The following is a 23780-nucleotide window of genomic DNA, read 5'->3' on the forward strand; positions in this document are numbered from 1 at the left end:
TGTGTATATCTGCGGTTAAATTTATAATTTTGAAAGTAAACGCAGAGGACGCAGAGGAGACAGAGGAAGAAAGAGAAAAAGGAATTCACAACTGATGACTCGTTGCTACAATTTTCAATGAAAGTGAAATAAGCTGTTGTGCCTTTAAATACGGTATAATTCAAAATTATTTCCGTCAAGGAGTGCAAAAATAGCCGCTCAAAAGTATCTGAATACCAAATAAATAGAGCAACTGCAATAGGCATTAAAATAGGAACAAAAAGGAGATATTAGAGGAAAAATTATAATTTTATTATTGCTAAATAACCGAAATAATCAATCTAAAAGCTGAATTTTTTGGTTGCACCGTAAATAAGGTGTTTCATTGGTGGATTCAGGGATATCCAGAGAATCTAGACACGTACTACTATTTTATGTCCGAAGAGAGCCTAGTGAAGCAATCTCAAATCCTTGATTTAACGCTCTTGATTACGTAATTCCTCAATATATTGCTAATGGACTGTTTAAAGTAATTGAAGAGCTAGAGTATTTATTACATCGCCTTTCAGCGAACACCATGATTATTACGATCGCACTTCCTCTCCTCTCATTTGTTCACAACACTCTTTGACGGATGGGTCAACAGGTTTGTGAAGTGCGATTTAACTCAATCCAGGAACATCCTCATACAAAGCAGAGATTGGACACTGAAAATTCATCCTAGCCAACTCTAGACAGTCCCCCTCACCGTAGGAGAAAAAACCCAACGTCCTTCCACATCGCGACGGTAGCAATCTACATTCATCTGCTGTTGACCGATTAATACCTATTCTTGTATAGTTGAGTGCGATCGATAATCCGCAAATTTATCTCCTGTGTCAAACACCTGAGTTGTTGGAGATAATAATTCCACTTTATATGATGTTATGTTAATTACCCATCGAAATGCCTGGTAGTAAGGAGTTTAGTCTTTATTGACTAATATTTTCCCTATTCATGACAGAATTCCTCACTACCAACTTGATTATTTTACGAGCCTAATAGATCGCTCCAAATGAGCTGATTTTGAGACAGAAATCCTAATTTATTAAGAGGGGATTGGCAATCATTAGACTTTTTACAAAAATAGATAATATCTGTGTTCATTTGCGTTTATCGGCAGTTAAAAACAGAAAATCCAGAACTCTTGCAAAAAGTCTAACCACCAATCTTATTTAGTCTTGTCCAAATTCCGCGACTCCAACCAAATAGGAATTGCAATCCAAGCAACTGCTAACAGCAAAGCAAATACCGCAAATTGAGCGGCCCAAGCTACCAATTTCTCCAAAGACACAACTTGTCCCAAGAAGTAGGATAAACTCACCATTACAGATGCCCAGCTTGCAGCACCCAGAACATTGAACAGCGAAAATTTCCAAAAAGGCATTTCTGCAATACCCGCTAGGGGGCTAGCAAAAATTCGCAGCAGTGCGATGAAACGGCCCAAAAATACGGCTTTAGCTGCATTTTTGCTAAACTGTTCTTTTAAGTCAAACAGTTGTTCTTCTCGAAAGCGGAAAAATTGTCCCAGCTTCAGCAGCAGTGGCCAGCCACCGTACCTGCCGATCGCATAACCGAAATTTCCGCCCACAGTCGCACCGCCGATCGCACTGGCGAGCACAAACCAGTAATTCAGTTCCCCGCTACCAGCTAAAAACCCGCCAGCAATCGTAATAGTCTCACCTGGGAGAGGAATTCCCAGATTTTCCAGTAAAATTCCCAGAAATATTGCCCAATAGCCGTAATCATGGGCAAATTTCTGAATAGTCTCTAGCGATAAAAACTCAAAAGACATTGGATGCTGCCTTCGTAAACTTTTGCAAAGCTCAATACTTTTATATATTGGCTCGATTCAGCCAATAGTGCAATCTTTCGCTGTGATGAAGAACACACTATTGTGGCGATCGCTGGTTCCACTAAAAATTAGCCTTTCAGGCATACTAGACTAATAGATAATTGTGGCCGTTGCGTTCTGCGCGATAGCTAGCCAGTTTTCCTACTAAATTTATCACAACGGCTCTCCCCACCGATTCCCACAAGGGCGATCGCCCTTCCTCAAACCTTAGCTGAAATCCCCTGATTCTTTCAACAGAATCAGCAACTGAACTCACTTATTCATACTTTACGATGGTAGGATAACTGCTATGGAATTTCCCAACTTCAACCAACACATCATCCTTCAACCTCACAACTGCCTCGACTCCCAAGCCGGAAGCCTCCTCCAGCAACAGCTAGCCGAGATTGTCCCCGAACGCCACAAACTCTGGGTAATAGACATGGCCGCCGTAGATTTTATCGACAGTTCCGGGATCTGCGCCTTAGTCGGCGGACTCAACGCCGCCCGCCACCGGGGATGCCGCCTCGTCATCTGCAACCTCTCAGCCACAGTCAAGCTAATTTTTGAAATTACTCAACTCGACCAACTCTTTGAAATCTTCGACAGTTTCGACCAAATTATCTCCGCTGAAACTCCGGCTCTAGTTGCTTGATTCAAATGAGGTTCCGAGTTTAAATCTCAAGTTTGCAAGAGACTTCAAGCAACCGCAGAGTAGATTTCTATATCATAAATAGGTTGATTTGTCAAGCAATACCAATGACAAACAAATAAATCCGGCACTTGAACGCCGACAGAAGTGATCGCAGGTGCAGCCGGAAAAGGCCAAAGTCGATCGAAACAAATCCTTTCCCCTACGAACCCGAACTGCATCAAATAAGTCGCCGGCGGCGCATTTAAAAGATTCAGCAAGCGGTAAGCCAACTCATACAACTGCTGTCGCCAAACATCCGACAAATGCACCGGTTGAGAGTAACTCAACTCGCCAGACTGCTTGTCAGGTTCCCCACCGATCACCTCAGCATACAGTGGCCCCTTTGCCGTCAACACCACAGGCAGCCAAAAATTGCCACCCCCGACGGGAACTTGCAACTCCTGGGCCACTCGATCGCGCGCCGCCGAAACATTGCGGCAAAATCGAAACACATCTGGAGCCGGAAAAACGAGATTTTCTGGCACATCCAGCGTCAAGGGACAAACGATAGCCCCACCCGGAGCGATCGCGCCCGAATTGAGTTGAGAAACCCCACAGATATTGACTTCAGTTAAAGGATGAGATTGAGCGATCGCCGCCTTGAGACTTGCGGCTGGGCCTTTCTCGCCACCCGCCACAATCAAAACCTTAGACATTGCCAAAGCTCGGCATTTGAATGCCGCGATCGTCCTCAGCATCGACGCTCGGCAGATCCAAGCCCTTAGCCTTGCGGCTCCGCACAGCGAGACGGTAAGTGACGCTTTGCAACTCTGTGTGCAACTGGCGGTTTTCCTTTTGCAGTTGATCCAATTTTTCCTTAATCGGCTCGATCCGCTCGGCAAACTTTTGGCGGTAAACCCCTGGCAATTCCTGAACCACCTGTTCCAGCATCCGAGAGCGATCCGTCAATTCCTGCACCGACTGCCGCAGTTGGTAAACTTCAGCATCCCGCTCTGCGATTTGTTCCTGATAAAAACCCACCTGTTCTTCAACAGCTTGGAGTTGTTCTCGCATTGCCTGCATTTGAGCTTGGTGGCGATCGGAAACTTCCGGCGCCGGCACAAAACTCGAATTGCCCTTCACCAGCCTGAAAAGTTCTTGAGACAACTGCTGCACCAATTGGTCGCGCATTTGCAGCTCTTCGGTGAGACGAGATACCTCTGATTGCAGTTCTTTTGAGCTTACAAGTTTAGTTTGATTCACGATGACTCTCAGCTTTTGTTATATAATGTGTTTCTCTTTAAAAATATCTTTCCCTTACCGCAGAGGCAAGAGGCACTTCAAAAGTTTTGAACCCATTAGGCTAAATCGAGCCAGCGGCCCGATGTCAAGGGTAAAGCTCAGTCTAACTCAAATCAGGCATCCACGTCATCACCTTAGTTTCTTGCCATAGACACAGGTAGAATCCTAGGTTTTTTGTCAATAAACCCGGTTTCTTAGCTTTTTCTGATAATAGTGCAAGATCTCATGTGTAACCAATCACAGCCGAAAGCACTTTGCCAGCTTCGTCCACGGTGCTGCCAAAACAGATAATGCCGTCCTCGTGACCGGCCATCGCCAGAATTTGGCGCTCTGCCAAATTCTCCTCCTCAAAAAGTCTAAAGATTTCTAAGGCCATCTGAGGAGTGCCGTAAGGTATTTCTTTTCTAGTAGTAGGAATCTTAAACAGCAGTTGCTGCCATAGCTTAGGATTATGCACGTGAATTATCGCGCCCACATCCTGTCTCTGAAGGTACAGGGCCCCGTGAGTCAGGGACTCCGACGAAGCTTGTACGGGGCCCCGGCAGCCGAGGTAATTTTGTTCTAAGTTAAATTCGGTAACAGTACAGTATGATTCTGGTCCCAGAGTTCTCAAGTGTGCAGTCTGGGTTCCCGAAATCACGAATTGGCAAGAATTGCCGAGCCTGACGCTGAGGTTGCCAAACCCTATGCCATTTTCGTAGACGCCAATTAATCCCAAACCGTGGAGCCGATCGCGCCAGTCCATCAAATCTGCTATGTTCTGGGCAGCTACAGGGTCTGCTTTTTCCCAATCACAGCGGTACTTAACGACTCCTTCATCCATCCATTTTTTTGTCCGAGCTGACACGGCAGACATGGCCCAAGCTGAGACTTAATCGAAGTTGTCAAACAGCTTTTTTTGCTTGCTGCCTTATGTCTCGGTGCATAAGTGCCTTAACTAATCTACATTCCAGTGTCGCCGTAATTAGCGACCGACATTAGCAAAAAGTAAGCTAGGAAAGAAGAACCAATTATTTCCAAAATCATGGTTTAGCCTCTAGGTGATTAGAAAAGTTCAATATGAAGATGTACGCTTTCAGTCGGGGAGTTTGATTCAAGGCTTGTGCCCGATCTAGTTTCTGATGTGAAACTACATACTCTCCCTGAATCGGTTATTGTTCTACCCTACAGCATTTTTACTGAGTGTAGTTCTACCTTAAGAAAGATGTAAGGATAAATTACCCTTTAATCAGATAAATTATCTAAAAAGCAACCGTACATTTACTGATTTTTTATCATTATACATATATGTAAGCAAAAAGCAAGCGGAACACAAAAAATATTTTTTAGCCGGTCTGGCAGGGACTGGCACAATCTTCGGGTGATCTACGTTAGTCCACACCTGTGTCGATCGAGCAATTTTTAGCTCCGGGGCATCCTACAAGCTAAGAAACCGGGTTGAGCGTAATATCATGTCGGGTCAAATCACCGCAACGCCAGCTCGCGTCGGCGGGTTCACCAAAATCTGTAAGTAGTAGTATAAGTTATAGATCCCGTAAACCCGCGCCTACCTAGAGGGGGATAGTCGATCGACCGAACCTGATATAAGTCCTATTAAGAAAAAAACCAGCCGATCGAGCAGTGAGGGCCCGATCGGCTAAATTTTTCTGTGGAGCGCGATCGCTCGCAGCCCTTTAAATGTGGAAGTGATACAAGATACTGCCGTCGTCTTTAATTTCGCAATTGGCATTAAAGACTTCAGCTTGTTGGTTCAAAAAACGCTGAGCGACATCCGGCGACAGCCGCGTTTCCATTGCAAACCGCACCAGAGTTATTTCGCCCCGGCCTTCTTTGATCAGTCGGTACAAAGCACTTTGGAGCCTTTCGCTCTCTTCTCGCTGAAAAGCTGCCTTGTACCTCCAATCCGCCACCGAAGGAATCAAACCCCGGCTGACCAAAATCGCCAACAGCAAGCCAATTCCCAAAATCAGAGGCACTGTCGGATCGCTCGTGGGCGTCGCCACAATTTGCGGCACTGTAGCGGCGGCCAAACTGCTCACCATTTCTTTTTCCGAAGCTTGCGTATCCGCCATTGCAAGCTGAGTTTTGTTGTAAAAGTCTTGCTGAAGCTTCATTTGCTGCAACAGCCGAGCGCGTTCTCTTTCGTATTGGTCGAGTTTTTGCTGAGCTTGTTTCAGGTCTTGAGTGACTTGTGCCAAGCGTTGGTTGAGCGACTGATTGACTGATTGCCACCGATATCTGTTAATCAGGCGGCTTTTTTCCACCATGCCCTTCATCAACATATCCACCGTTTGGATTGCTTGCTCCTGATCGAGCGAGCGATACCCAACAACAATCTCTAGGGGTTGTTCCGGCTTAGAAATCTTGACACTAGCATTTTGTCGAACTTGCTGGGGCGACAGCTTAACTGCATCTGCCACTGCTTTGACAACATTATCTGCCAGCAGAACCTCTGGGGTGAGTTGCTCTCCCTGCTTGAGAATTGTCGTGCCCGTACTCGAAAATTTGACTGGCGGATTATTAGAAGTGAGAGTGCCTTGAGCCATGAATCCGGGGGGCGGGGCGAGGCGGTAGGCCAGAGCGCCTGAAATACCCATAATTACAGCAAAACTGCCTAAGGCAATCCATCTGTATTGATGTGCTGAAGATCTAAAACGTAAATTTCCCATTTTGATAGTCAAGTCATAACATTCGCTTGCCGCAGCTCCTGCCAAACCCAAGAGCCATCGTTTTTTTCTGGTTAGTCAAATTGACTGCTGAAAATTTTCTCAGTTTCTACCTAAAAGCTATTAGCTTTTGAGAGTTGTCAATATTCACGATCCGAAAAAACCGATTGCGCTTTTATTTGATCCGAGCTATAACTTCAGTTTTTGTCCTTAATAATTAATCTGTAACAAGGCTTCTGGAAGTCTACTGGCATCAGACTAGCACTCAGGCGTGCGATCGCCTCGCCTCCCCGTGTTTGTTGACATTCAAAACAGTCTCCTTTTCACCCTTGGCAATTCTCCAATTATCTTACGTCTTGGCGTCTTGCGGACGCGGTTGAAGAATAAAAAAAACCTTAAATACTCGACCTAAAAACTTAACAAGCAAGAATTATACCATGCAGTTAAGAGTTTGCTGCGTATTAAAAAAAATTGTGGAGCTGGTCTCGCCCCCAGCTCCACATATTCACATAACAATTATGGTTCGATCGGTTGATGGTTCGATCGAGCTCACCTAGGCGAATGTTCAGAAGCCGATCGGCAAAATAAGACCCTCGCGTGCCATGACAGCCTTGGGAAAAGCAATTTGCACGTCTTCGGCGATGCGATCGAGAAAATCGTCTGTGTGAGCCGGATCGTGGTGAAAAATCACCACTCGTTTCACCCGCGCCTCCTTAGCCATTCTCACCGCTTCCTGCCAAGTCGAGTGTCCCCAACCCACCTTCGGAGACTTGGGGTTGTGATATTCCTCGTCTGTGTACATCGCATCGTAAATCAGCACATCAGCGTCGAGGGCTAAATTGTAGACATTCTCATCTAGGCGATCGGGAAAATGTTCAGTATCCGAACAATAAACAACAGAACGTCCCTGCCAAGTCACCCGATAGCCCATAGCAGTATTCGGGTGATTCAGAGAACCCGTCCTAATCTCAATATCGTCCAGCATCATCGTCTGGTTGTGATGGAGTTCGTAGAAATTCAAATCTGCCTGCAAACCCATCAGTGGCACCGGCGAATTCGAGTGCAGCACCCGTTCGACAAAGTGCCTTTTCATGCAATCTCCATCCGGCGGAGTCGCCCCGTAAATATCAAAGCTATTGCCGCGAATGAAAGCTGGGGCGAACAGCGGGAAACCTTGAATGTGATCCCAATGATAGTGAGTAAAAAACATATAAGCTTGCACGGGCATTTCTTGCACCAACTGGTCTCCCAGCATCCGCAAGCCTGTTCCGCCGTCAAAAATCAAGCGTTTGCCAGCGACTCGCATTTCCAAACAAGAAGTATTGCCGCCGTAGCGAACAGTTTCCTGTCCGGGTGTCGGAACACTGCCCCGCACGCCCCAAAACTGTACTACAAAATCATCTATACCTTTTATTGATTCGGAGGGTTGAGGGCAATCAACGGGAGTTGCCGCTACAGAGGACAAGCTGATTTCCATTTTAAAATTCAGGCTTTAAGGTTCCACATTGTCCGTGATGGCGCAGCAGATGGTCGCACAACACTAAAGCTACCATCGCTTCCACCATTGGCACAGCTCTTGGCAAAACGCAAGGGTCGTGCCGTCCCTTGGCAGCCAGCAGCGTTTCTTCGCCTTCTCGGGTAACGGTGCGCTGCTGCTGGCGAATTGTTGCAGTTGGCTTGAATGCCGCCCGCAAAATGATATTTTCGCCGTTAGCAATCCCACCCTGAATTCCGCCAGAGCGATTCGTTACTGTACGAATTACACCCTTATCATCAGTATAGTATTCATCATTATGTTCGCTGCCCTTGAGCAGAGTCCCGGCAAACCCGGAACCAATTTCAAAGCCTTTGCTGGCGGGCAAGGACATGATGGCTTTTGCCAAGTCGGCTTCGAGTTTGTCGAATACGGGCATTCCCAGTCCTTTGGGTACATTGCGAGCGACGCATTCGACTACACCGCCGATCGAATCTCCGCTGTCGCGAACTTTTTCGATCAGTTCAATCATTTTTTCGGCACATTCGGCATCTGGACAGCGGACGATGTTGCTTTCTACTTGTTCTAAGGTAACAGTGTCCGGGTCGGCGACACATTCTAAGTCTTTGATGCGTTTGACGTAGCCGACTATTTCGACTCCTGCTGCTTGTTTGAGAATTTTTTTAGCGATGGCCCCTGCTGCTACTCTACCTATTGTCTCTCTCGCCGAACTGCGACCTCCGCCTTGCCAGTTACGAATTCCGTACTTAGCATCGTAGGTAGCGTCAGCGTGGGAAGGGCGGTAAGTTGTCGCCATTTCGCCGTAATCTTGGGGGCGAGTGTCTTGATTGCGGACTAAAATTGCGATCGGCGTTCCCAAAGTTTTGCCTTCAAACACCCCTGACAGAATTTCGCAGGTATCTGCTTCTTTGCGGGGGGTAGTAATTTTGCTTTGGCCGGGGCGGCGACGATCGAGTTCGGCTTGAATTTCCGATGCGTCGATCGACACCAGGGGCGGGCAACCGTCAATTACTACTCCCACACCGCCGCCGTGAGATTCCCCAAATGTCGAGATCCGAAATAAATGCCCAAAGGTATTGCCCATTATGCTTTGCCCTGAAACTTAATAATTTTTAGCTTAAATGGAATAGAGATTTACTGTATTTCTGAAAAATATACCATTGACGAGTAGGCGACACGCGATCGCCCCACAGCATCACTCCCTTCCCACCCCTAGAAGAATATCTACCAGGGAGAGAGGGAGAGACAGAGAATAGGAGATATCTGGAAACACACTTAAATTCATCCGTGTCTCCGTGTCCGAATCCGTGTTGTGTCTTCCTTCTTCTTTAGTCTTCGTGTTCTTCAAAAGGATCTCTCAATTCCTTAGACGGGGGACCGAAAGCGGTGTAGATCGAGAAACCGGTGATTGCCACCAGACACACGCCCAGAGAAATGCCGAGAACTGCTGCAGGTTCCATATTTTTGATCGATTATGAGTGATCCACTCTATAATATTACAAAAAATAACAATCCGTCTGAAAGTCTAGTGATTTTAGGCGCTCTACGGTATGGCAACCAACCCCCACTCCCCGTTGTCCGAGTCCCGTTCCCGCATTTCTGAGAAATTGCGATCGCAATTAGCGGTGAAAATATGTCAAACTTCTCTGTAGAGATTCATTGCAGGTGACTTATGGCACAACGAACTTGGTTAGGAGATATACTCAAACCCCTTAACTCAGAGTACGGCAAGGTGGCTCCTGGTTGGGGCACCACGCTGTTGATGAGCGTTTTCATTGGACTGTTTTTCGTGTTCTTGTTGATTATTTTGCAAATCTACAACTCTTCTCTGATTCTGGAGAGTGTGGATATGGATTGGTCGAGCCTAGGCCGCTAAAAATTGATCGCAAAACAGTAAGGCTAAAAGTAAAAGCTGAGGGTTGAGGAGAAAGGGCAAAAGCTAAGTTTTCCCGTTTTTCCTTACCCTTTCCGATTACTTTTGCCATAAATAAACAAGAAGTAACTAAACAAATTGCTGGAGAAAAACCATGAATATTTTTGGCATTGGTTTGCCCGAAATGGCCGTTATTTTTACGATCGCCCTATTGGTATTCGGTCCGAAAAAATTACCTGAAATCGGCAGAAGTATGGGGAAGGCAATTCGGGGCTTTCAAGATGCTTCGCGGGATTTTGAGTCGGAGTTCACGCGGGAAGCTAAGCAGTTAGAAGAAGCAGTAGCAACTAGCAGCAAACCGGAAACTGAAAAACTCACGGCGGCTACTCCCAAGGAAGATAGCACAGACAGTTAAATGAACAACACTCAGAAGTCGGAAACACCAGCGGAGTTAGTGATTCCCCAGCTAATTGTTGGGTTAGGCAATCCCGAACCTAAATACGATCGCACCCGACACAACATAGGCTTTAATGCTGTCGATGCCTTGGCTAAATCTTGGCAGATTTCCCTGTCGGAAAATCGCAAATTTCAAGGCATATTTGGCGAGGGAAACCGGCCGCGGGGACAGAAAATCCGCTTGCTGAAACCGCTTACTTACATGAATCTCTCCGGTCAAGCGATTCGGGCGGCGACGGATTGGTACAAAATACCTGCGGAGTCGGTATTAGTAGTATACGATGATATGGATTTGCCGATCGGGAAATTGAGAATGCGGCTTGCCGGTTCTGCCGGCGGACACAACGGCATGAAATCCACAATTTCTCATTTGGGTACAGACAAATTTCCCCGGTTGCGGATTGGCATCGGCAAACCTCAAAACGATCCTGCTAAAAATGAGAAAGATACGATTTCCTTCGTGTTAGGAAAGTTTTCCTCAGAGGAAAGTCAGTTAGTAGAAAAAGTGCTTAAACTGGTTGTAGAAGCTGTGGAACTAAGTCTGCACCAAGGAGTAGAAAAAGCCATGAGCCTTTACAATAGTCGCACAATTGCAGAAACAAACGCGGAAACAAAAAGGTGAGTTCGAGACGTTTGCCTGAAACAACTGCATATGTCCGGGTTACTGGCCAATCTTGGCAAAAAGGCACGATTGAGGGTGAAGTGACTGCCGGGAATTTTGAGTGGCAGTTTCAGTGGCGTTTCACGTCAGAAAAAACACTGATACTTGAGCCTTCTCAGGGTAGGGCATTGATTCAGGAACCGCTGCACCGTTTTCTGGAAAAATGGGATTATCAATTAGAACCAGGTGGGGATTATTCGTTTACGGTTCGGGCTCAGTTTTAAAATCTTGGTAATGGGAAATGTGGCAAAGGTAATCGGGAATAAAAACTTCCTTTAGTAGGATATCCCGCTTCCAGTAATTCTTTAATTAATCACGGGAAATGGCTGTAATGGGAAATTGGGAAACGGCGAGCGAGAAGGCAAACTTTCTCTAGTAGGAGGTCCCGATTCCAGTAATTCTTTAATTAAAGCAGGTGGCGTCCCTTCTCGGTAAGCCCCGCAATAATACATTGTCAAAACAGCTTTGTAAGCCCAGTGATTGGAAGGTACATCGGTAAAAGGATTTGGCAGAGTTTCAGCCTGATTCTGCACGCAAGCATTGAGAATTTGTTCTGGCGCTGTCTGCACTTGAACTAAAGAATTATTTGGCTTGAGTGGTGCGGTATTTTGTGCGTTTGCAGGAGCTAACAAACCTGTATAAATTAACACTGTAGTAGTGGCAAAGATGCTGAGTTTCATAAGTTTATAAATTTCTGAATAAGTTGGGTGGTAGTGAGGACTAAAGTCCTCAAAGCTGTGGGAAATAAGGAGTCTTCGTCCTTACTACAAACCTTTGGAATGTTCAGACATTTTTCGCATTCCCAAAGCCAAGAAAGTCAAAAACAACAGCCCGATCGCCCCAGCTAGCGGGTTGCCGTTAACTCCTGTCACCCAGTCGGGAACCGATGCCGAATATCGCACTAACCGCCCGATGTTAATCATGTAATATCCCCAGACTAAACCTGCATGAAGCCCGATCGACAAACCGAGGCGATTTTGGCGCGATCTTTTTCCCCAAACCAGAATCAAACCCAGCAACAACAACCCCGGAAACTGCGGCCAACTCCCCAGCATTGCCGCCACAGGTTTGATAAAATGAGATAGGGCAAACACCAGGCTATCCGCCCACAGAGATATTTTATAATTGTAATCCCGCTGCAACTCGTCCAGCAACCAACCCCGGAATACCAACTCCTCGGCAAAACCGACTCCAAGGGCGCTTAACAGCCCTTCTGCGATGATTCTCGGCAAATTATCAGAATTTTGCCACGCGACTAAGCCGAACAGCCCTTGTACCGCAAATAAGCTGAAAGTGAGCAAAAGCCCGATCGCCAATCCAATTAAAAGCTCAAAACCGTTTTTTCGCGTATTGATTAAACCGTAACTTTTGAGTAATTGGGTTTGTCCGTAAACCTGTTTTCCCCAGCGCGGCACTAGGAACAGAAACTCAGTAAACAACAATCCCATTGTCAGAATAGTTGCTAGGTTACTATCTTTAACTAAAAGATAAATTGGTGCGGCTAGCGGCAGCCAAATTGCTAGCAAGATTAATAGGAAAATTATTACACGTAAAGGAAATGGATAACTGGCTATTATTTGGAGGCGGTTAATCATTGTTGTAAATTAAACAGGTTTTACATGATATCTGTAGGGACACAGCATTGCTGTCTCCCTACCCGGATTCTAAACACGCCATTGCCGTAGGCCTAATGTACAAAGCAGACGGAAAAAGCTAGAATAGCATCGTATCGGTTGAAACTTTAAGTGAAGCAAAGCTATAACATCAGGTAACAATGACTGAAGCCTCGGATTTTTCCAATGTCGATCGAGAATTAGATGACACAATTTTAAGCTTCGCAGACATTCAGGCAGAACTCAACCTGCGCCACGCTAAAGATGCTCTGCGAGATATAGTAGAAAATCTCGACTTGACAGTTCAAGAGCGAACTGGACTGGAACCGGAAATTGGCGGATTGGAGAAAATGCTCGACAAGCTAGAGCGCGCTTGCGTGCAAATAGCTGTGTTTGGGATGGTGGGAAGGGGAAAATCTTCGGTTTTGAACGCGCTGCTAGGTCAAAATGTGTTTGAAACTGGCCCAACTCACGGGGTGACTCGCACGACGACTATCGGTCAGTGGGATGTCGGAGAGGGAATTGATAAGAATTTGCCCGATCGACTTTCGCCAGTTATTTACCGTTTGTCGCAAGTTGAATTAATCGACACTCCGGGAATAGATGAAGTTGACGGCGAAACTCGCGAACTTTTAGCCCGCCGCGTTGCTCAACAAGCTGATTTGATTTTGTTTGTGGTGGCTGGCGACATTACGAAGGTGGAATACGCAGCACTTTCGCAGTTGCGGGAAGCCGGAAAACCGATGTTATTAGTGTTTAATAAAATTGACCAGTATCCTGATGCAGACAGGTTGGCAATTTATCATAAAATTCGAGACGAGCGCGTAAGAGAATTGTTGTCTCCCGATGAAATTGTGATGGCGGCGGCTTCGCCTTTGACGGCGAGGGCGGTGCGCCGTCCCGACGGAAGTATGGGCGTGCAAATGACTCGCAGTTTGCCACAAGTGCAAGATTTAAAATTAAAGATTTTGGAGATTTTAGACCGAGAAGGCAAATCTTTGGTCGCCCTGAATACGATGCTCTGTGCGGGGGATATTAACGAGCAGTTGGTGCAGCGAAAAATGGAGATTCGAGATGACGCGGCTAATCGAATTATCTGGAACGGGGTAATGACTAAAGCTGTGGCGATCGCACTTAATCCAATTACTGTAGTTGATATTCTTAGCGGTGCGGTAATTGATGTGGTGATGATATTAACTTTATCTAAAGTTTACGGCATTGCGATGACGGAAGCGGGCGCGGTGGAATTGCTGCAAAAGATTGCGATTAGTATGGGGGGGATTACAGCCGGTGAATTGTTGGCTAATTTTGGCTTGAGTTCTTTGAAAGGATTCTTGGGTTTGGCGACGCCAGCGACGGGGGGTTTGGCTTTAGCGCCTTATTTGTCTGTGGCGGTGACGCAAGCTGCGATCGCGGGGGTTTCTTCCTACGGTATCGGTCAAGTTACTAAGGCTTATTTGGCTAATGGTGCTTCTTGGGGAGATGATGGGCCAAAGGCTGTTGTGAGCAAGATTTTGTCTTCTTTGGATGAGGAGTCTATTTTAAATCGGATTAAGGAAGAGTTGCGGGCTAAGTTGGATTTGGGAAGTGTGGAAAAACAGAAATCTTAGCGATCGGCTGTTTTACGTTGACCCAGCAATCCTGGCGCAGCCCTGCCGCAATCCGGCAGGGGTTTAAACCCCTACCTCAAAGCTAAATTTGTGTGAAGACACTTTAACAAATTATTAGGATAACAACCTGTTACCAATTACCAATTATTGCTGTATCTTACTAACTCATGACTTAGGCAATTGGCAGAGGTTGGGCGATTGCGGCAAATAAGGTGTGCTATGCACACCCTACTCTAATTCCGCGAAGGCGGACTTTGTTTGTGTAGCCGCCAATTCGATTCGGCGGGTTAAGATCGAATTGTTAATCCGAATTCGATTGGGCGGCTTAACATCGAGTTTTTAACCCTAATTCGCTCCTATTTATAACCTCTATTTTTCTCCGACCAAATGCGGGTTGGTAGTCCCCAAACATAGACAAATCCTTCAGCAGCTTTGTGATCGAATTCGTCTTCTGCGCCGTAGGTTGCTAAGTCGAAACTGTACAGGGAATTTTCCGATTTGCGGCCAACAATCGTCGCATTTCCTTTGAATAGCTTGAGCCGCACGGTTCCAGTTACTCGCTTTTGCGTGTCCTGAATAAATGCGTCTAAAGCGGTTTTCAAAGGATTGTACCAAAGACCGTTGTAAATCATTTGGCTGTAGGTTTCTTCGATGCCGCGTTTGTACCGCGTCACATCTGCTGTCAGCGTCAAACTTTCTAAGTCTCGGTGCGCCTGCATCAAAACTAAAATCGCTGGTGTTTCGTAAATTTCCCGCGATTTAATCCCGACTAAGCGGTTTTCAATCATGTCAATTCGGCCGACTCCGTGGTTTCCAACTATTTCGTTTAGTTGGGAAATTAAGGCGACTGGTGATAAATTTTGGTCGTTCAAAGTGACAGGATTTCCGCAATCGAAACCGATTTCTATGTATTCGGGTGTGTCGGGAGTTTGTTCGATCGCCTTTGTCATCAAATAAACTTCTTCCGGCGGTTCCGCCCAAGGATCTTCCAGGATTCCGGCTTCGATTGCCATTCCTAATAAGTTGCGATCGATACTGTAAGGAGAAGACTTTTTCACGGGCGACGGAATACCGCATTTCTCGCCGTATGCGATCGTTTCCTCGCGGCTCATTTTCCACTCCCGCGCAGGTGCTAAAATCTTAATCTTGGGGTTTAGCGCGCCGATCGACACATCGAACCGCACCTGATCGTTTCCTTTACCGGTGCAACCGTGGGCGATCGCATCTGCACCGTATTTTTCTGCAGCTTCTACTAACAATTTAGCAATCAGCGGGCGAGCGAGGGCGGTCGAAAGGGGATAACGGTTTTCGTAAAGTGCGTTAGCTTGAATCGCTGGAAACGCATAGTCTTTGACAAATTCTTCGGTAGCATCAATAACTAAAGATTCCGAAGCACCGGATGCTAAAGCTTTTTTGCGGATCGGTTCTAATTCGTCTCCCTGTCCCAAATCCGCAGCCAGAGTAATTACCTCTTCCACACCCCACTCGTTTTTGAGGTAAGGAATGCAGACGGAGGTATCGACTCCGCCGGAATATGCTAGCACAACTTTTTTAGCGCGACTCATTGCTATTTACATCCTGAATTTAACTGACATCTTGCACCCTTGTCACTAAGCTTTTCAGGGCGGGCTAGATGCCCACACCACAAAAAAATATCATTTTTGTGGAACAGGCATCTTGCCTGTTCTTGAGAATGGTGCCTAATGTGAGGTTTAACCGACTTTTCATTATGCACCTAATTGAGATCGATTCTTGTCAGAAATAGCACAGATTTATATATTCTTTTTTTGCTAAACTTGGCTATTTCGCGGGGGAGTTGCTGCGAAAAATCTGCTACCGTGGGATACGGTAACTGTGGAGATGGGGAAAAACCGTGTTTTTTAGTGTTGTGATTCCGACGTACAATCGTAAACCGATTTTGGCAAAATGTCTACTGGCTTTGGAAAATCAGCAGTTCGGTGAGATTGTCAGAGAGTATGAAGTAATTGTGGTGGACGACGGATCGACCGACGGGACGCTGGAGTGGTTGGCTGCAGATGCTGAGTTGTTGCCTCATGTGCGATCGATCGCTCAATGTCACCAAGGCCCCGCGGCTGCCCGGAATTTGGGCGTTGAAGATGCCAAGGGCGATACGATTATTTTTATTGACAGCGATTTGGTGGTAACAGAGCATTTTTTGCAAGCACACGCAGATGCTTTACTACAGGGTTACAAAGATACTGATGCTGTTTTTACTTACGGCAGCGTGATTAACACTTGCAATTTCGAGAATCCTACTTCGGAACCTTACAAAATCACCGATTTTTCGGCGGCTTATTTTGCTACGGGAAATGTTGCCATCGCGCGCCACTGGCTGCTGGCTGCTGGACTTTTTGACACTCGCTTTCAACTGTACGGATGGGAAGACTTAGAATTGGGTGTTAGGTTGAAAAAATTAGGTTTGAAACTGATTAAATGTCCGGCGGCCGTGGGTTATCACTGGCATCCACCTTTTAGTTTAGAGCAAATTCCGGGCATGATTGACCGAGAAATTCAGCGCGGGAGAATGGGAGTTTTGTTTTATCAAAAGCACCCTAATTGGGAAGTGCGGATGATGATTCAAATGACTGTTTTGCACCAAATACTGTGGGGAGTTTTATCATTAGGTGGGATGCTAAACGAGCGGACGATGACTCCTTTTTTGCAGTGGTTGATTGACCGAGGTAAGCCGCAGTTAGCTTTAGAAATCGCTCGGATTTTTCTGAATTGGTATAACGTGAAAGCCGTGTACGCCGCTTGTGGGGAATTGCAGGTCGAGACAAAGATACCATAAATCAGCCGGACGGTGCAAATAAAATATAAGATATTGTAGGAGTGTTTCAGGGCCCATTGGTGTCAACTTAAGCTCAAATGTAGTAACGGTATACTGGTTGACACTTATGCCTAAATTCTCCTAGCCTTGCTTAAGAAACGGGATTTACCGGACTCAAGACTTGGATACAAACCAGAGAAACAAAGGATTTTAGTCTTAAGTTGACACCACTGATCGGGGGGTGTTTTAATTGTCATTTCGACTAAGGATATTTGCTTAGAAAACACAATAGCGAGCCACCAGGTAAAGGCAGGCGAAACCCGGTTCTAGACATTGTAAAAATTTTACCTTTAATCAAAGTTGCTTGCGGAGCCTGTGATTTGAGGAATCTCGGCTGTTTTGTTGATGGGGTGCGATAATTAAATTTTCACACATTTTCCCACTCTTCTTATTTTTGATATAATTACAGATAATTTAGGAGTGTGCTATCTACCCAAGAGTTGTGCTGGTTTACCTGAAAGTGTTAGCTACAAACGGTTAATGACTTAAAACTATTCCCACAGGAAAAATTTGAATAATTTGAGGGTCTGCTGTGAATACAACTGATGAGAAAAATCCCAGACGAGAAACAATTAGACTTCCCAACACTGCTTTACAAGAAAATATTTTAATGGTGGACGACAATCCAGAAAGCTTGCGACTTGTATCCCGGCTTTTGTCTAAGCGGGGATATAAAGTGCGGCCGACACGAGATGGCAAATTGGCCCTCAACTTTGCTGTATCGAGTCCACCGGATTTGATTTTGCTGGACATCATGATGCCCGGTATGGATGGCTATCAAGTCTGCGAACAGCTAAAAGCGTCTCCGAAAACGAAAAATATTCCTGTGATCTTTATCAGCTCTTTAAATGAAGTTTTTGATAAAGTCAAAGCTTTTTCGCTGGGGGCGGTAGACTACATTACTAAACCGTTTGAAATAGAAGAAGTCGTAGCTCGCGTCGAAAATCAACTGCTGCTCAGTCGGCTTTCTAAAGAAATTTTAGCGAAAAATGTGCTGTTAGAAGCTGAAATAGAAGAACGTAAGCGGATCGAAGCACAACTACGAGAAAGCCAGCACTGGCTGTCGGCAGTAATTAAAACGAATCCTAATCTATTGTACGTTTACGATTTGATAGAAGAGAGAAGTCTCTACGTCAACCGCGAAATTTATAGCGATATTGGCTACACGTTTGAAGAAATACACCAGATGGCAGCCACATTTATTCCTAAGTTAATACACCCTGACGATATCCCTGGATTCTTAGAACAAAGAAAAAAAATTGCGACAGCAAAAGATGGCGAAAGCTTTGATTTTGAATACCGGATACAGCACAAGAATGGTGAATATCGGTGGTTTTGCAGCCGGGAGAGCGTGTTTGCCAGAACAGCGCAGGGCCAACCTTGGAAAATTCTGGGAACTGCTGCTGAAATTAGCGATCGCAAACAAGCAGAACTCGAACTTAAAACAGCTTTAGCTGCTTTGGAACGGCAAATCAAGCAAAGATTTCTTCTAGAAACAATTACTCTCGAAATCCGCTACAGCTTAAATCCCGAGCAAGTTTTTCAAACCGCGGCGGCCCAAATAGGCCGAATTTTTAATGCCGATTGCTGCTTGATTCACACCTACACAGAAAACCCAGTTCCCCGAATTTTTAATGTCGCTGAGTACAGAAAAGGCCCATCACAATCACTTTTAGATTTAGAAATCCCCGTACAGGGCAATCCTCACGTTCAGTTTTTATTGTCCCAAGATCAAGCTGTAGTTTCTGACGATGTTTTTTCCGAACCCCTGCTAGAAAACGTCAGAGATTTGTGCTGTCAAATAGGTTTGAAGTCGCTGATATCCATCCGCACTTCCTACCAGGGAAAAGCCAACGGAATGATATGCTTGCACCAGTACGATAGCCCGCGTCACTGGACACAAGATGAGATCAGATTATTGAACGCTGTGGCGGCACAGATGGGAATTGCGATCGCTCAAGCCAATCTTCTCGAACAAGATAAACAACAGCGACTTAAACTTCAACAGAGCGAAGCTAGTCTAGCAGCAGCCCAGAAAATTGCCCATATCGGCAGTTGGGAATTTGATTTAGTCACCCATAAAATTACTTGGTCAGAAGAAGTATTCCGCATTTTTGGTCTTGACTCAACTGCAACTGAACCGACATCTGCCCAACTTTTAAAGATGTGTCATCCCCGCGACAGACACTTGTTTCAAAAAACTGTCACCCTCACTATCTCACAAGGCATTTCCTACAAAAGAGAGTTCCGATTTTTTCATACTAGCGGTCAAATCATATACGTGGAAGGAAGGGGAGAAGCGGTTTTTAACGAAACCGGGGAAGTAATCAAACTTTTGGGAACAGTAATGGATATTAGCGATCGCAAACAAGCCGAAGTTGCTTTGCTTCTTAGTGAAGAACGTTTTGAGCTGGCATTTGAAGGCAGTGCGATGGGATTGTGGGATTGGAATCTGGTCACGGCAGAAGTCTATTTTAATTCGCGGTGGAAAACGATGCTAGGATATGAAGTAGAGGAAATAGAAAATAAAATCGCATCGTGGGAGCAACTGGTACATCCAGAGGATTGGCATCCGGTTAAAGCAGCGCTAGATGCTCACCTAGAAGGCAAAGAGCCGACTTACGAAAAGGAATTTCGGATGCTGACAAAATCCGGCGAGTGGAAGTGGATTTTGAGTCAAGCGAAGGTGATGGAACGCGACGCTTCGGGAAATCCTGTGCGGATGACGGGCACGCATATCGATATTAGCGATCGCAAACAAGCCGAAGCAGATTTGCTGCTTAGCGAACTGCGAGAACGGGAAAAAGCGCAACAGTTAGAACAAACTCTGGAATACTTAAAAAATGCTCAATCCCAGCTCATTCAATCCGAAAAAATGTCAAGTATCGGGCAAATGGTAGCGGGAGTTGCCCACGAAATTAATAACCCTGTCAACTTCATCTACGGCAATATTCTTCCCGCCAAACAGTACGCTGGCGATTTAGTAAAATTGCTCAGCCTTTATCAGCAACACTATCCCGCACCAGTTCCCGAAATAGCTCAAGAATTGGCAGAAATCGAGGTAGATTTTATCGCTGACGATTTTCCGAAAATCATGGCTTCAATGCAAGAAGGTGCTAATCGAATTAAGCAGATAGTGCTGTCTTTGCGAAACTTTTCGAGACTTGACGAAACAGAGCGCAAAGTAATAGACATTCATGAAGGGATAGAAAGCACTTTGGTGATTTTGCAGCACCGATTGCAGTCACAGCAAAAACGTCGGGAAATTCAACTTATTAAAAATTACGGCACACTGCCAAAAGTCGAGTGTTATCCGGCTCAATTAAACCAGGTATTTATGAATTTGTTGTTGAATGCGATCGACGCTGTGGAAGAGTCATCAGCAAGCTGTACTTGCAAAGTTAACCAAATTCGCATTGTTACTGAAGTCAGCCGAAAAAACCAAGTGTGTGTGCGGATTTCTGACAGCGGGCCCGGTATCCGTCCCGAAGTTCAGTCAAGGATATTTGACCCGTTTTTTACTACCAAACCGATCGGCAGCGGCACTGGTTTGGGGTTGTCGATTAGTTACCAAATTGTTAAACACAGGCACGGCGGTAAGTTGGAGTGTCATTCAGAAGTTGGCCGGGGAACAGAATTTGCGATCGAACTTCCGATTTCGCAAAAGTTGAAAATTAACAGCTAGGATAAGCTGTTATATCCTGTCCGGCCAATTAACCATAATTATTGTAGGGGCGAGTCCACCAACAATCTCTAATATCAGCCTGAGACGACCGTAAACCCGCCCCGATCGTCCAATTGGGGGCAATTGAACGGAAACCATATTAATCGTCTATCAGAACCTATTTTAGGTTGCGTCATAACCTGGCATTATCTCCAGTATTTCTTGCTAACAGTCTGTGATTTAGTATAATTTAATCCTAAGGCTGATATAATAAAAAGTTAGCCTTAAAAGCCTCCAGACGTTACGCTGCTAAAATTAGTAGTGAATATTACAGTTGCTCTTATACAAACTCTGTCAACATACGTCTGCTGTAGCGTCTACCACATTTTTACTGAATTATGACTGACTCAATTCGCTTCCTCATGTGTGCTCCTGACCACTACGATGTGGATTACGTGATTAATCCGTGGATGGAGGGCAACGTACACAAATCATCGCGCGATCGCGCCGTCGAACAGTGGGAAAAACTCTACCACGTCCTCAAAGACAACGCGGTGGTAGACCTCGTACCGCCCGCAAAAGGCTGGCCGGATATGGTTTTCACCGCAAACGCAGGCTTACTTTTAGGCAATACCTTCGTCCTCAGCCGTTTCTATCACAAAGAACGCCAAGGCGAAGAGCCCTATTTCAAAGCATGGTTTGAAAGCAAAGGTTTCACGGTGCACGAACTCCCGAAAGACTTGCCGTTTGAGGGCGCTGGCGATGCTTTGCTCGATCGCGAAGGACGCTGGTTGTGGGCCGGATACGGCTTCCGTTCCGAACTCGACTCGCACCCGTTACTAGCAAAATGGCTCAACATAGAAGTGCTTTCGCTGCGTTTAGTTGACGAACGTTTCTATCACCTAGACACCTGTTTTTGTCCCCTGACAGGTGGCTATTTGCTCTACTATCCAGCAGCATTTGACTCCTACTCCAACCGCTTAATTGAAATGCGAGTTGCGCCGGAAAAACGCATTGCCATTGAAGAAGCAGATGCCGCCAATTTTGCCTGCAATGCCGTCAATATTGACAAAGTAGTGGTAATGAACAAGGTTAGCGAAGCCTTGAAAACTCGCATTACTCAGGCAGGTTTTCAAGTAATTGAAACGCCGATGACCGAATTCCTGAAAGCGGGCGGCGCCTGTAAGTGTTTGACGCTGCGGGTAACGGAACCGATTCAAGAAGATGGATCGCCAAACGTGATGGTAGAAAGCCGCACAATTCGCATGGAAGGTCACTTGCTCGATGCTGGTTTAATCAGCCGCGCTTTAGACTTAATTATCGAAAACGGCGGCAGTTTCCAAGTGCTCAATTTCAATTTAGGAGAGCAGCGGCAAAGCACGTCATCTGCAGACGTTAAAGTTTCGGCTCCTTCCCACGATGTGATGGAAGAAATCATGGGAATGCTGATTGACTTGGGTGCAGTTCCTCCGCCGCAAGAGATTTGCGACGCTATTTTAGAGCCGGTAGTGCAAGATGGCGTCGGCCCCGACGACTTTTATGTGAGTACGATTTATCCCACGGAAGTGCGGGTAAATAACCAGTGGGTGAAGGTAGAAAATCAGCGGATGGATGGAGCAGTAGCTATTACAGAAACGGCAGAAGGCCCAGTGGCTAAATGCAAATTATTGCGCGATTTAAAAGTAGGAGAAAAAGTCGTTGTAGATGTAGTGGGTATCCGCACAATCCGCAAAACAGAATCGCGGGAACAGCGCAATTCTCAAGAATTCAGCTTTATGTCGGGCAGCGTTTCTAGCGAGCGGCGCGTAGAATTGGTAGTGGAACAAGTAGCGTGGGAATTGCGCCAAATTCGCGATCGCGGTGGCAAAGTTGTAGTTACGGCGGGGCCTGTTGTCATCCATACCGGCGGTGGCGAACATTTAGCGCATTTGATTCGTGAAGGTTACGTGCAAGCTTTGTTAGGTGGAAATGCGATCGCAGTTCACGACATGGAACAATCGAATATGGGAACCTCTTTAGGGGTTGACATGAAACGTGGCGTAGCTGTGCGCGGCGGACATCGGCATCACTTGAAAATAATTAACACTGTGCGGCGTTACGGGAGTATTGCAAAAGCTGTTGAAGCAGGCCTGGTTACTAACGGTGTGATGTACGAGTGCGTGAAGAACAATATACCGTTTTCTCTTGCCGGTTCAATCCGCGATGACGGGCCACTTCCCGACACGCAAATGGATTTAGTTAAGGCTCAAGAAGAATATACTGAGCTGTTACGCGGTGCGGATATGGTGTTAATGCTGTCGTCTATGCTGCACTCAATTGGTGTGGGAAATATGACGCCGGCGGGTGTGAAGATGGTGTGTGTGGACATTAATCCGGCGGTGGTGACGAAATTGAGCGATCGGGGCTCGATCGAATCTACTGGAGTTGTCACTGATGTGGGATTGTTCCTGAGTTTGTTGGTGAATCAATTGGATAAATTGACTAGCCGCCATCATGTAACTCAATCTGTTTAGATTTAGCGAGTAGGGTGCGCGCGGCGCACCTTACTAAACTCCGATAAATCTTGAGCGCCAAATCAAGAGTACAGGAATTAATAGACCTAAAAAATTGTATTTTGGCACGCAGGAATGAAGATACCCTAGCAATTATCGATGAATTAGAGGGTATCAGTAAACAGGCTAATTTGCGGAATATTTTTTTTTTCCTAATTCTGCTAATCTATCTATTGTGTCTCTAAAATTCAAAAGCTTGCAGCCTTTTAGATCTAACTGAGTAATTATGTGATGGGGACTTAAAATCATCATGGATGAAACTCTAGGAAAAGTATCGCCGCCGACAAAAGAACCTTGTTCTATATATCCTCGCGTACCCGGTATTGACTGCGGCAACTTTCAACACATTTTTACGATGCCTCACGTTACGGAGAATTTAATGCAGCAACTGATTGAAGATTTGAGCCAAGACGGAGCCTTTGAAGAGCCTGAAGAGGTATTACGATCGCACACAGAGGAAATTGCCGCTGAAACGAATGCTCGAAAACTGGTTTATGTTCCTCATATCGGACGTGGCTTTAAGTAGTTGCTTTCGGTTTTGACTCCGGGGT

At 45.7% G+C, this 23780-nt stretch carries 22 protein-coding genes; 10 read left to right on the forward strand and 12 right to left on the reverse strand.

Features of this window, described 5'->3' with window-relative positions:
• Positions 1-1189 precede the first annotated feature (1189 nt).
• Together QUA71_RS17805 and QUA71_RS17810 are read right to left on the reverse strand one after the other, a co-directional pair.
• Positions 1190-1813 (reverse strand): DedA family protein, encoded by a 624-nt coding sequence (locus QUA71_RS17805; RefSeq protein ID WP_333218170.1) that lies wholly within the window; start codon positions 1811-1813, stop codon positions 1190-1192.
• A 145-nt stretch (positions 1814-1958) separates the two neighbouring features.
• Positions 1959-2129, reverse strand: coding sequence for a hypothetical protein (locus QUA71_RS17810; RefSeq protein WP_190659319.1), 171 nt, complete (start codon positions 2127-2129; stop codon positions 1959-1961).
• 33 nt (positions 2130-2162) lie between these two features.
• On the opposite strand from QUA71_RS17810, the gene QUA71_RS17815 reads away from it, so the two are divergent.
• Positions 2163-2507: an STAS domain-containing protein gene (locus tag QUA71_RS17815; protein ID WP_190659317.1), complete on the forward strand. Its 345-nt coding sequence runs from the start codon at positions 2163-2165 to the stop codon at positions 2505-2507.
• A 44-nt stretch (positions 2508-2551) separates the two neighbouring features.
• Here the strand turns inward: QUA71_RS17815 and QUA71_RS17820 are convergent, their stop codons facing one another.
• From QUA71_RS17820 to psbN, 7 genes are all read right to left on the reverse strand, one after another.
• Positions 2552-3202 (reverse strand): hypothetical protein, encoded by a 651-nt coding sequence (locus QUA71_RS17820; RefSeq protein ID WP_333286946.1) that lies wholly within the window; start codon positions 3200-3202, stop codon positions 2552-2554.
• Positions 3195-3749: an Npun_F5560 family protein gene (locus tag QUA71_RS17825; RefSeq protein WP_190742499.1), complete on the reverse strand. Its 555-nt coding sequence runs from the start codon at positions 3747-3749 to the stop codon at positions 3195-3197. The genes QUA71_RS17820 and QUA71_RS17825 overlap by 8 nt, the downstream gene beginning before the upstream one ends.
• A gap of 262 nt (positions 3750-4011) precedes the next feature.
• The gene (locus tag QUA71_RS17830) at positions 4012-4644 is read right to left on the reverse strand and encodes a class II aldolase/adducin family protein (RefSeq protein WP_333286948.1); all 633 of its coding nucleotides are present in this window, start codon (positions 4642-4644) and stop codon (positions 4012-4014) included.
• 817 nt (positions 4645-5461) lie between these two features.
• Positions 5462-6385 (reverse strand): hypothetical protein, encoded by a 924-nt coding sequence (locus QUA71_RS17835; RefSeq protein ID WP_333119890.1) that lies wholly within the window; start codon positions 6383-6385, stop codon positions 5462-5464.
• A gap of 634 nt (positions 6386-7019) precedes the next feature.
• Complete coding sequence (locus QUA71_RS17840; protein ID WP_006633695.1) at positions 7020-7931, reverse strand: MBL fold metallo-hydrolase; 912 nt, start codon at positions 7929-7931, stop codon at positions 7020-7022.
• Between the two features lies 1 nt (position 7932).
• Positions 7933-9033, reverse strand: coding sequence for a chorismate synthase (gene aroC / locus QUA71_RS17845; protein WP_333286950.1), 1101 nt, complete (start codon positions 9031-9033; stop codon positions 7933-7935).
• A 244-nt stretch (positions 9034-9277) separates the two neighbouring features.
• On the reverse strand, positions 9278-9409 hold the full coding sequence (psbN, locus tag QUA71_RS17850) for a photosystem II reaction center protein PsbN (RefSeq protein ID WP_006633693.1): 132 nt from the start codon (positions 9407-9409) through the stop codon (positions 9278-9280).
• A 212-nt stretch (positions 9410-9621) separates the two neighbouring features.
• Between psbN and psbH the strand changes: the two genes are divergently transcribed.
• The 4 genes from psbH (at position 9622) to QUA71_RS17870 (ending at position 11163) form a co-directional block, all read left to right on the forward strand.
• Positions 9622-9825: a photosystem II reaction center phosphoprotein PsbH gene (gene psbH / locus QUA71_RS17855; RefSeq protein ID WP_015176007.1), complete on the forward strand. Its 204-nt coding sequence runs from the start codon at positions 9622-9624 to the stop codon at positions 9823-9825.
• A gap of 151 nt (positions 9826-9976) precedes the next feature.
• The gene (locus tag QUA71_RS17860; protein WP_006633691.1) at positions 9977-10237 is read left to right on the forward strand and encodes a TatA/E family twin arginine-targeting protein translocase; all 261 of its coding nucleotides are present in this window, start codon (positions 9977-9979) and stop codon (positions 10235-10237) included.
• Entirely contained in the window at positions 10238-10900 is a 663-nt protein-coding gene (gene pth / locus QUA71_RS17865; RefSeq protein WP_333286953.1) for an aminoacyl-tRNA hydrolase, read from the forward strand.
• Positions 10897-11163, forward strand: coding sequence for a DUF3146 family protein (locus QUA71_RS17870; RefSeq protein WP_006633689.1), 267 nt, complete (start codon positions 10897-10899; stop codon positions 11161-11163). Before pth ends, QUA71_RS17870 begins: the two co-directional genes overlap by 4 nt.
• Positions 11164-11244: 81 nt before the next feature.
• Here QUA71_RS17870 and QUA71_RS17875 read toward each other — a convergent pair whose 3' ends face one another.
• Positions 11245-11619 carry an S-layer protein gene (locus QUA71_RS17875; protein WP_333286955.1) on the reverse strand — a complete coding sequence of 125 codons (375 nt, stop codon included), beginning with the start codon at positions 11617-11619 and terminating at the stop codon, positions 11245-11247.
• A gap of 84 nt (positions 11620-11703) precedes the next feature.
• Positions 11704-12534: a CPBP family intramembrane glutamic endopeptidase gene (locus QUA71_RS17880; protein WP_333286957.1), complete on the reverse strand. Its 831-nt coding sequence runs from the start codon at positions 12532-12534 to the stop codon at positions 11704-11706.
• Positions 12535-12713: 179 nt separating this feature from the next.
• Here QUA71_RS17880 and QUA71_RS17885 point away from each other — a divergent pair, with 179 nt between their 5' ends.
• Positions 12714-14162: a GTP-binding protein gene (locus QUA71_RS17885; protein ID WP_333286959.1), complete on the forward strand. Its 1449-nt coding sequence runs from the start codon at positions 12714-12716 to the stop codon at positions 14160-14162.
• A gap of 356 nt (positions 14163-14518) precedes the next feature.
• On the opposite strand, the gene QUA71_RS17890 is transcribed toward QUA71_RS17885, so the two are convergent.
• Positions 14519-15727 carry an argininosuccinate synthase gene (locus QUA71_RS17890; RefSeq protein ID WP_333286961.1) on the reverse strand — a complete coding sequence of 403 codons (1209 nt, stop codon included), beginning with the start codon at positions 15725-15727 and terminating at the stop codon, positions 14519-14521.
• A gap of 308 nt (positions 15728-16035) precedes the next feature.
• Between QUA71_RS17890 and QUA71_RS17895 the strand changes: the two genes are divergently transcribed.
• The 4 genes from QUA71_RS17895 to QUA71_RS17910 all read left to right on the forward strand — a co-directional run bounded on the left by QUA71_RS17895 (position 16036) and on the right by QUA71_RS17910 (position 23755).
• Positions 16036-16974 carry a glycosyltransferase gene (locus QUA71_RS17895; protein ID WP_333286963.1) on the forward strand — a complete coding sequence of 313 codons (939 nt, stop codon included), beginning with the start codon at positions 16036-16038 and terminating at the stop codon, positions 16972-16974.
• 571 nt (positions 16975-17545) lie between these two features.
• The gene (locus QUA71_RS17900; RefSeq protein WP_333286966.1) at positions 17546-20698 is read left to right on the forward strand and encodes a PAS domain-containing protein; all 3153 of its coding nucleotides are present in this window, start codon (positions 17546-17548) and stop codon (positions 20696-20698) included.
• Between the two features lie 377 nt (positions 20699-21075).
• Positions 21076-23190, forward strand: a complete 2115-nt coding sequence (gene argZ, locus QUA71_RS17905) for a bifunctional arginine dihydrolase/ornithine cyclodeaminase (RefSeq protein WP_333286968.1) — start codon at positions 21076-21078, stop codon at positions 23188-23190.
• Between the two features lie 289 nt (positions 23191-23479).
• Positions 23480-23755, forward strand: coding sequence for a hypothetical protein (locus QUA71_RS17910; protein WP_333286970.1), 276 nt, complete (start codon positions 23480-23482; stop codon positions 23753-23755).
• Positions 23756-23780 lie beyond the last annotated feature (25 nt).

This window comes from Microcoleus sp. MON1_C5 (genome assembly GCF_036701875.1).
Taxonomy (GTDB): domain Bacteria; phylum Cyanobacteriota; class Cyanobacteriia; order Cyanobacteriales; family Microcoleaceae; genus Microcoleus.

Coding starts and splice junctions, on each gene's coding strand:
- QUA71_RS17805 (WP_333218170.1), bottom strand. CDS start 1,813: ATGTCTTTTGAGTTTTTATCGCTAGAGACTATTCAGAAATTTGCCCAT.
- psbH (WP_015176007.1), top strand. CDS start 9,622: ATGGCACAACGAACTTGGTTAGGAGATATACTCAAACCCCTTAACTCA.
- argZ (WP_333286968.1), top strand. CDS start 21,076: ATGACTGACTCAATTCGCTTCCTCATGTGTGCTCCTGACCACTACGAT.
- QUA71_RS17830 (WP_333286948.1), bottom strand. CDS start 4,644: ATGTCTGCCGTGTCAGCTCGGACAAAAAAATGGATGGATGAAGGAGTC.
- QUA71_RS17815 (WP_190659317.1), top strand. CDS start 2,163: ATGGAATTTCCCAACTTCAACCAACACATCATCCTTCAACCTCACAAC.
- QUA71_RS17890 (WP_333286961.1), bottom strand. CDS start 15,727: ATGAGTCGCGCTAAAAAAGTTGTGCTAGCATATTCCGGCGGAGTCGAT.
- QUA71_RS17875 (WP_333286955.1), bottom strand. CDS start 11,619: ATGAAACTCAGCATCTTTGCCACTACTACAGTGTTAATTTATACAGGT.
- psbN (WP_006633693.1), bottom strand. CDS start 9,409: ATGGAACCTGCAGCAGTTCTCGGCATTTCTCTGGGCGTGTGTCTGGTG.
- QUA71_RS17860 (WP_006633691.1), top strand. CDS start 9,977: ATGAATATTTTTGGCATTGGTTTGCCCGAAATGGCCGTTATTTTTACG.
- pth (WP_333286953.1), top strand. CDS start 10,238: ATGAACAACACTCAGAAGTCGGAAACACCAGCGGAGTTAGTGATTCCC.
- QUA71_RS17910 (WP_333286970.1), top strand. CDS start 23,480: ATGGATGAAACTCTAGGAAAAGTATCGCCGCCGACAAAAGAACCTTGT.
- QUA71_RS17840 (WP_006633695.1), bottom strand. CDS start 7,931: ATGGAAATCAGCTTGTCCTCTGTAGCGGCAACTCCCGTTGATTGCCCT.
- QUA71_RS17880 (WP_333286957.1), bottom strand. CDS start 12,534: ATGATTAACCGCCTCCAAATAATAGCCAGTTATCCATTTCCTTTACGT.
- QUA71_RS17820 (WP_333286946.1), bottom strand. CDS start 3,202: ATGTCTAAGGTTTTGATTGTGGCGGGTGGCGAGAAAGGCCCAGCCGCA.
- QUA71_RS17835 (WP_333119890.1), bottom strand. CDS start 6,385: ATGGGTATTTCAGGCGCTCTGGCCTACCGCCTCGCCCCGCCCCCCGGA.
- aroC (WP_333286950.1), bottom strand. CDS start 9,033: ATGGGCAATACCTTTGGGCATTTATTTCGGATCTCGACATTTGGGGAA.
- QUA71_RS17885 (WP_333286959.1), top strand. CDS start 12,714: ATGACTGAAGCCTCGGATTTTTCCAATGTCGATCGAGAATTAGATGAC.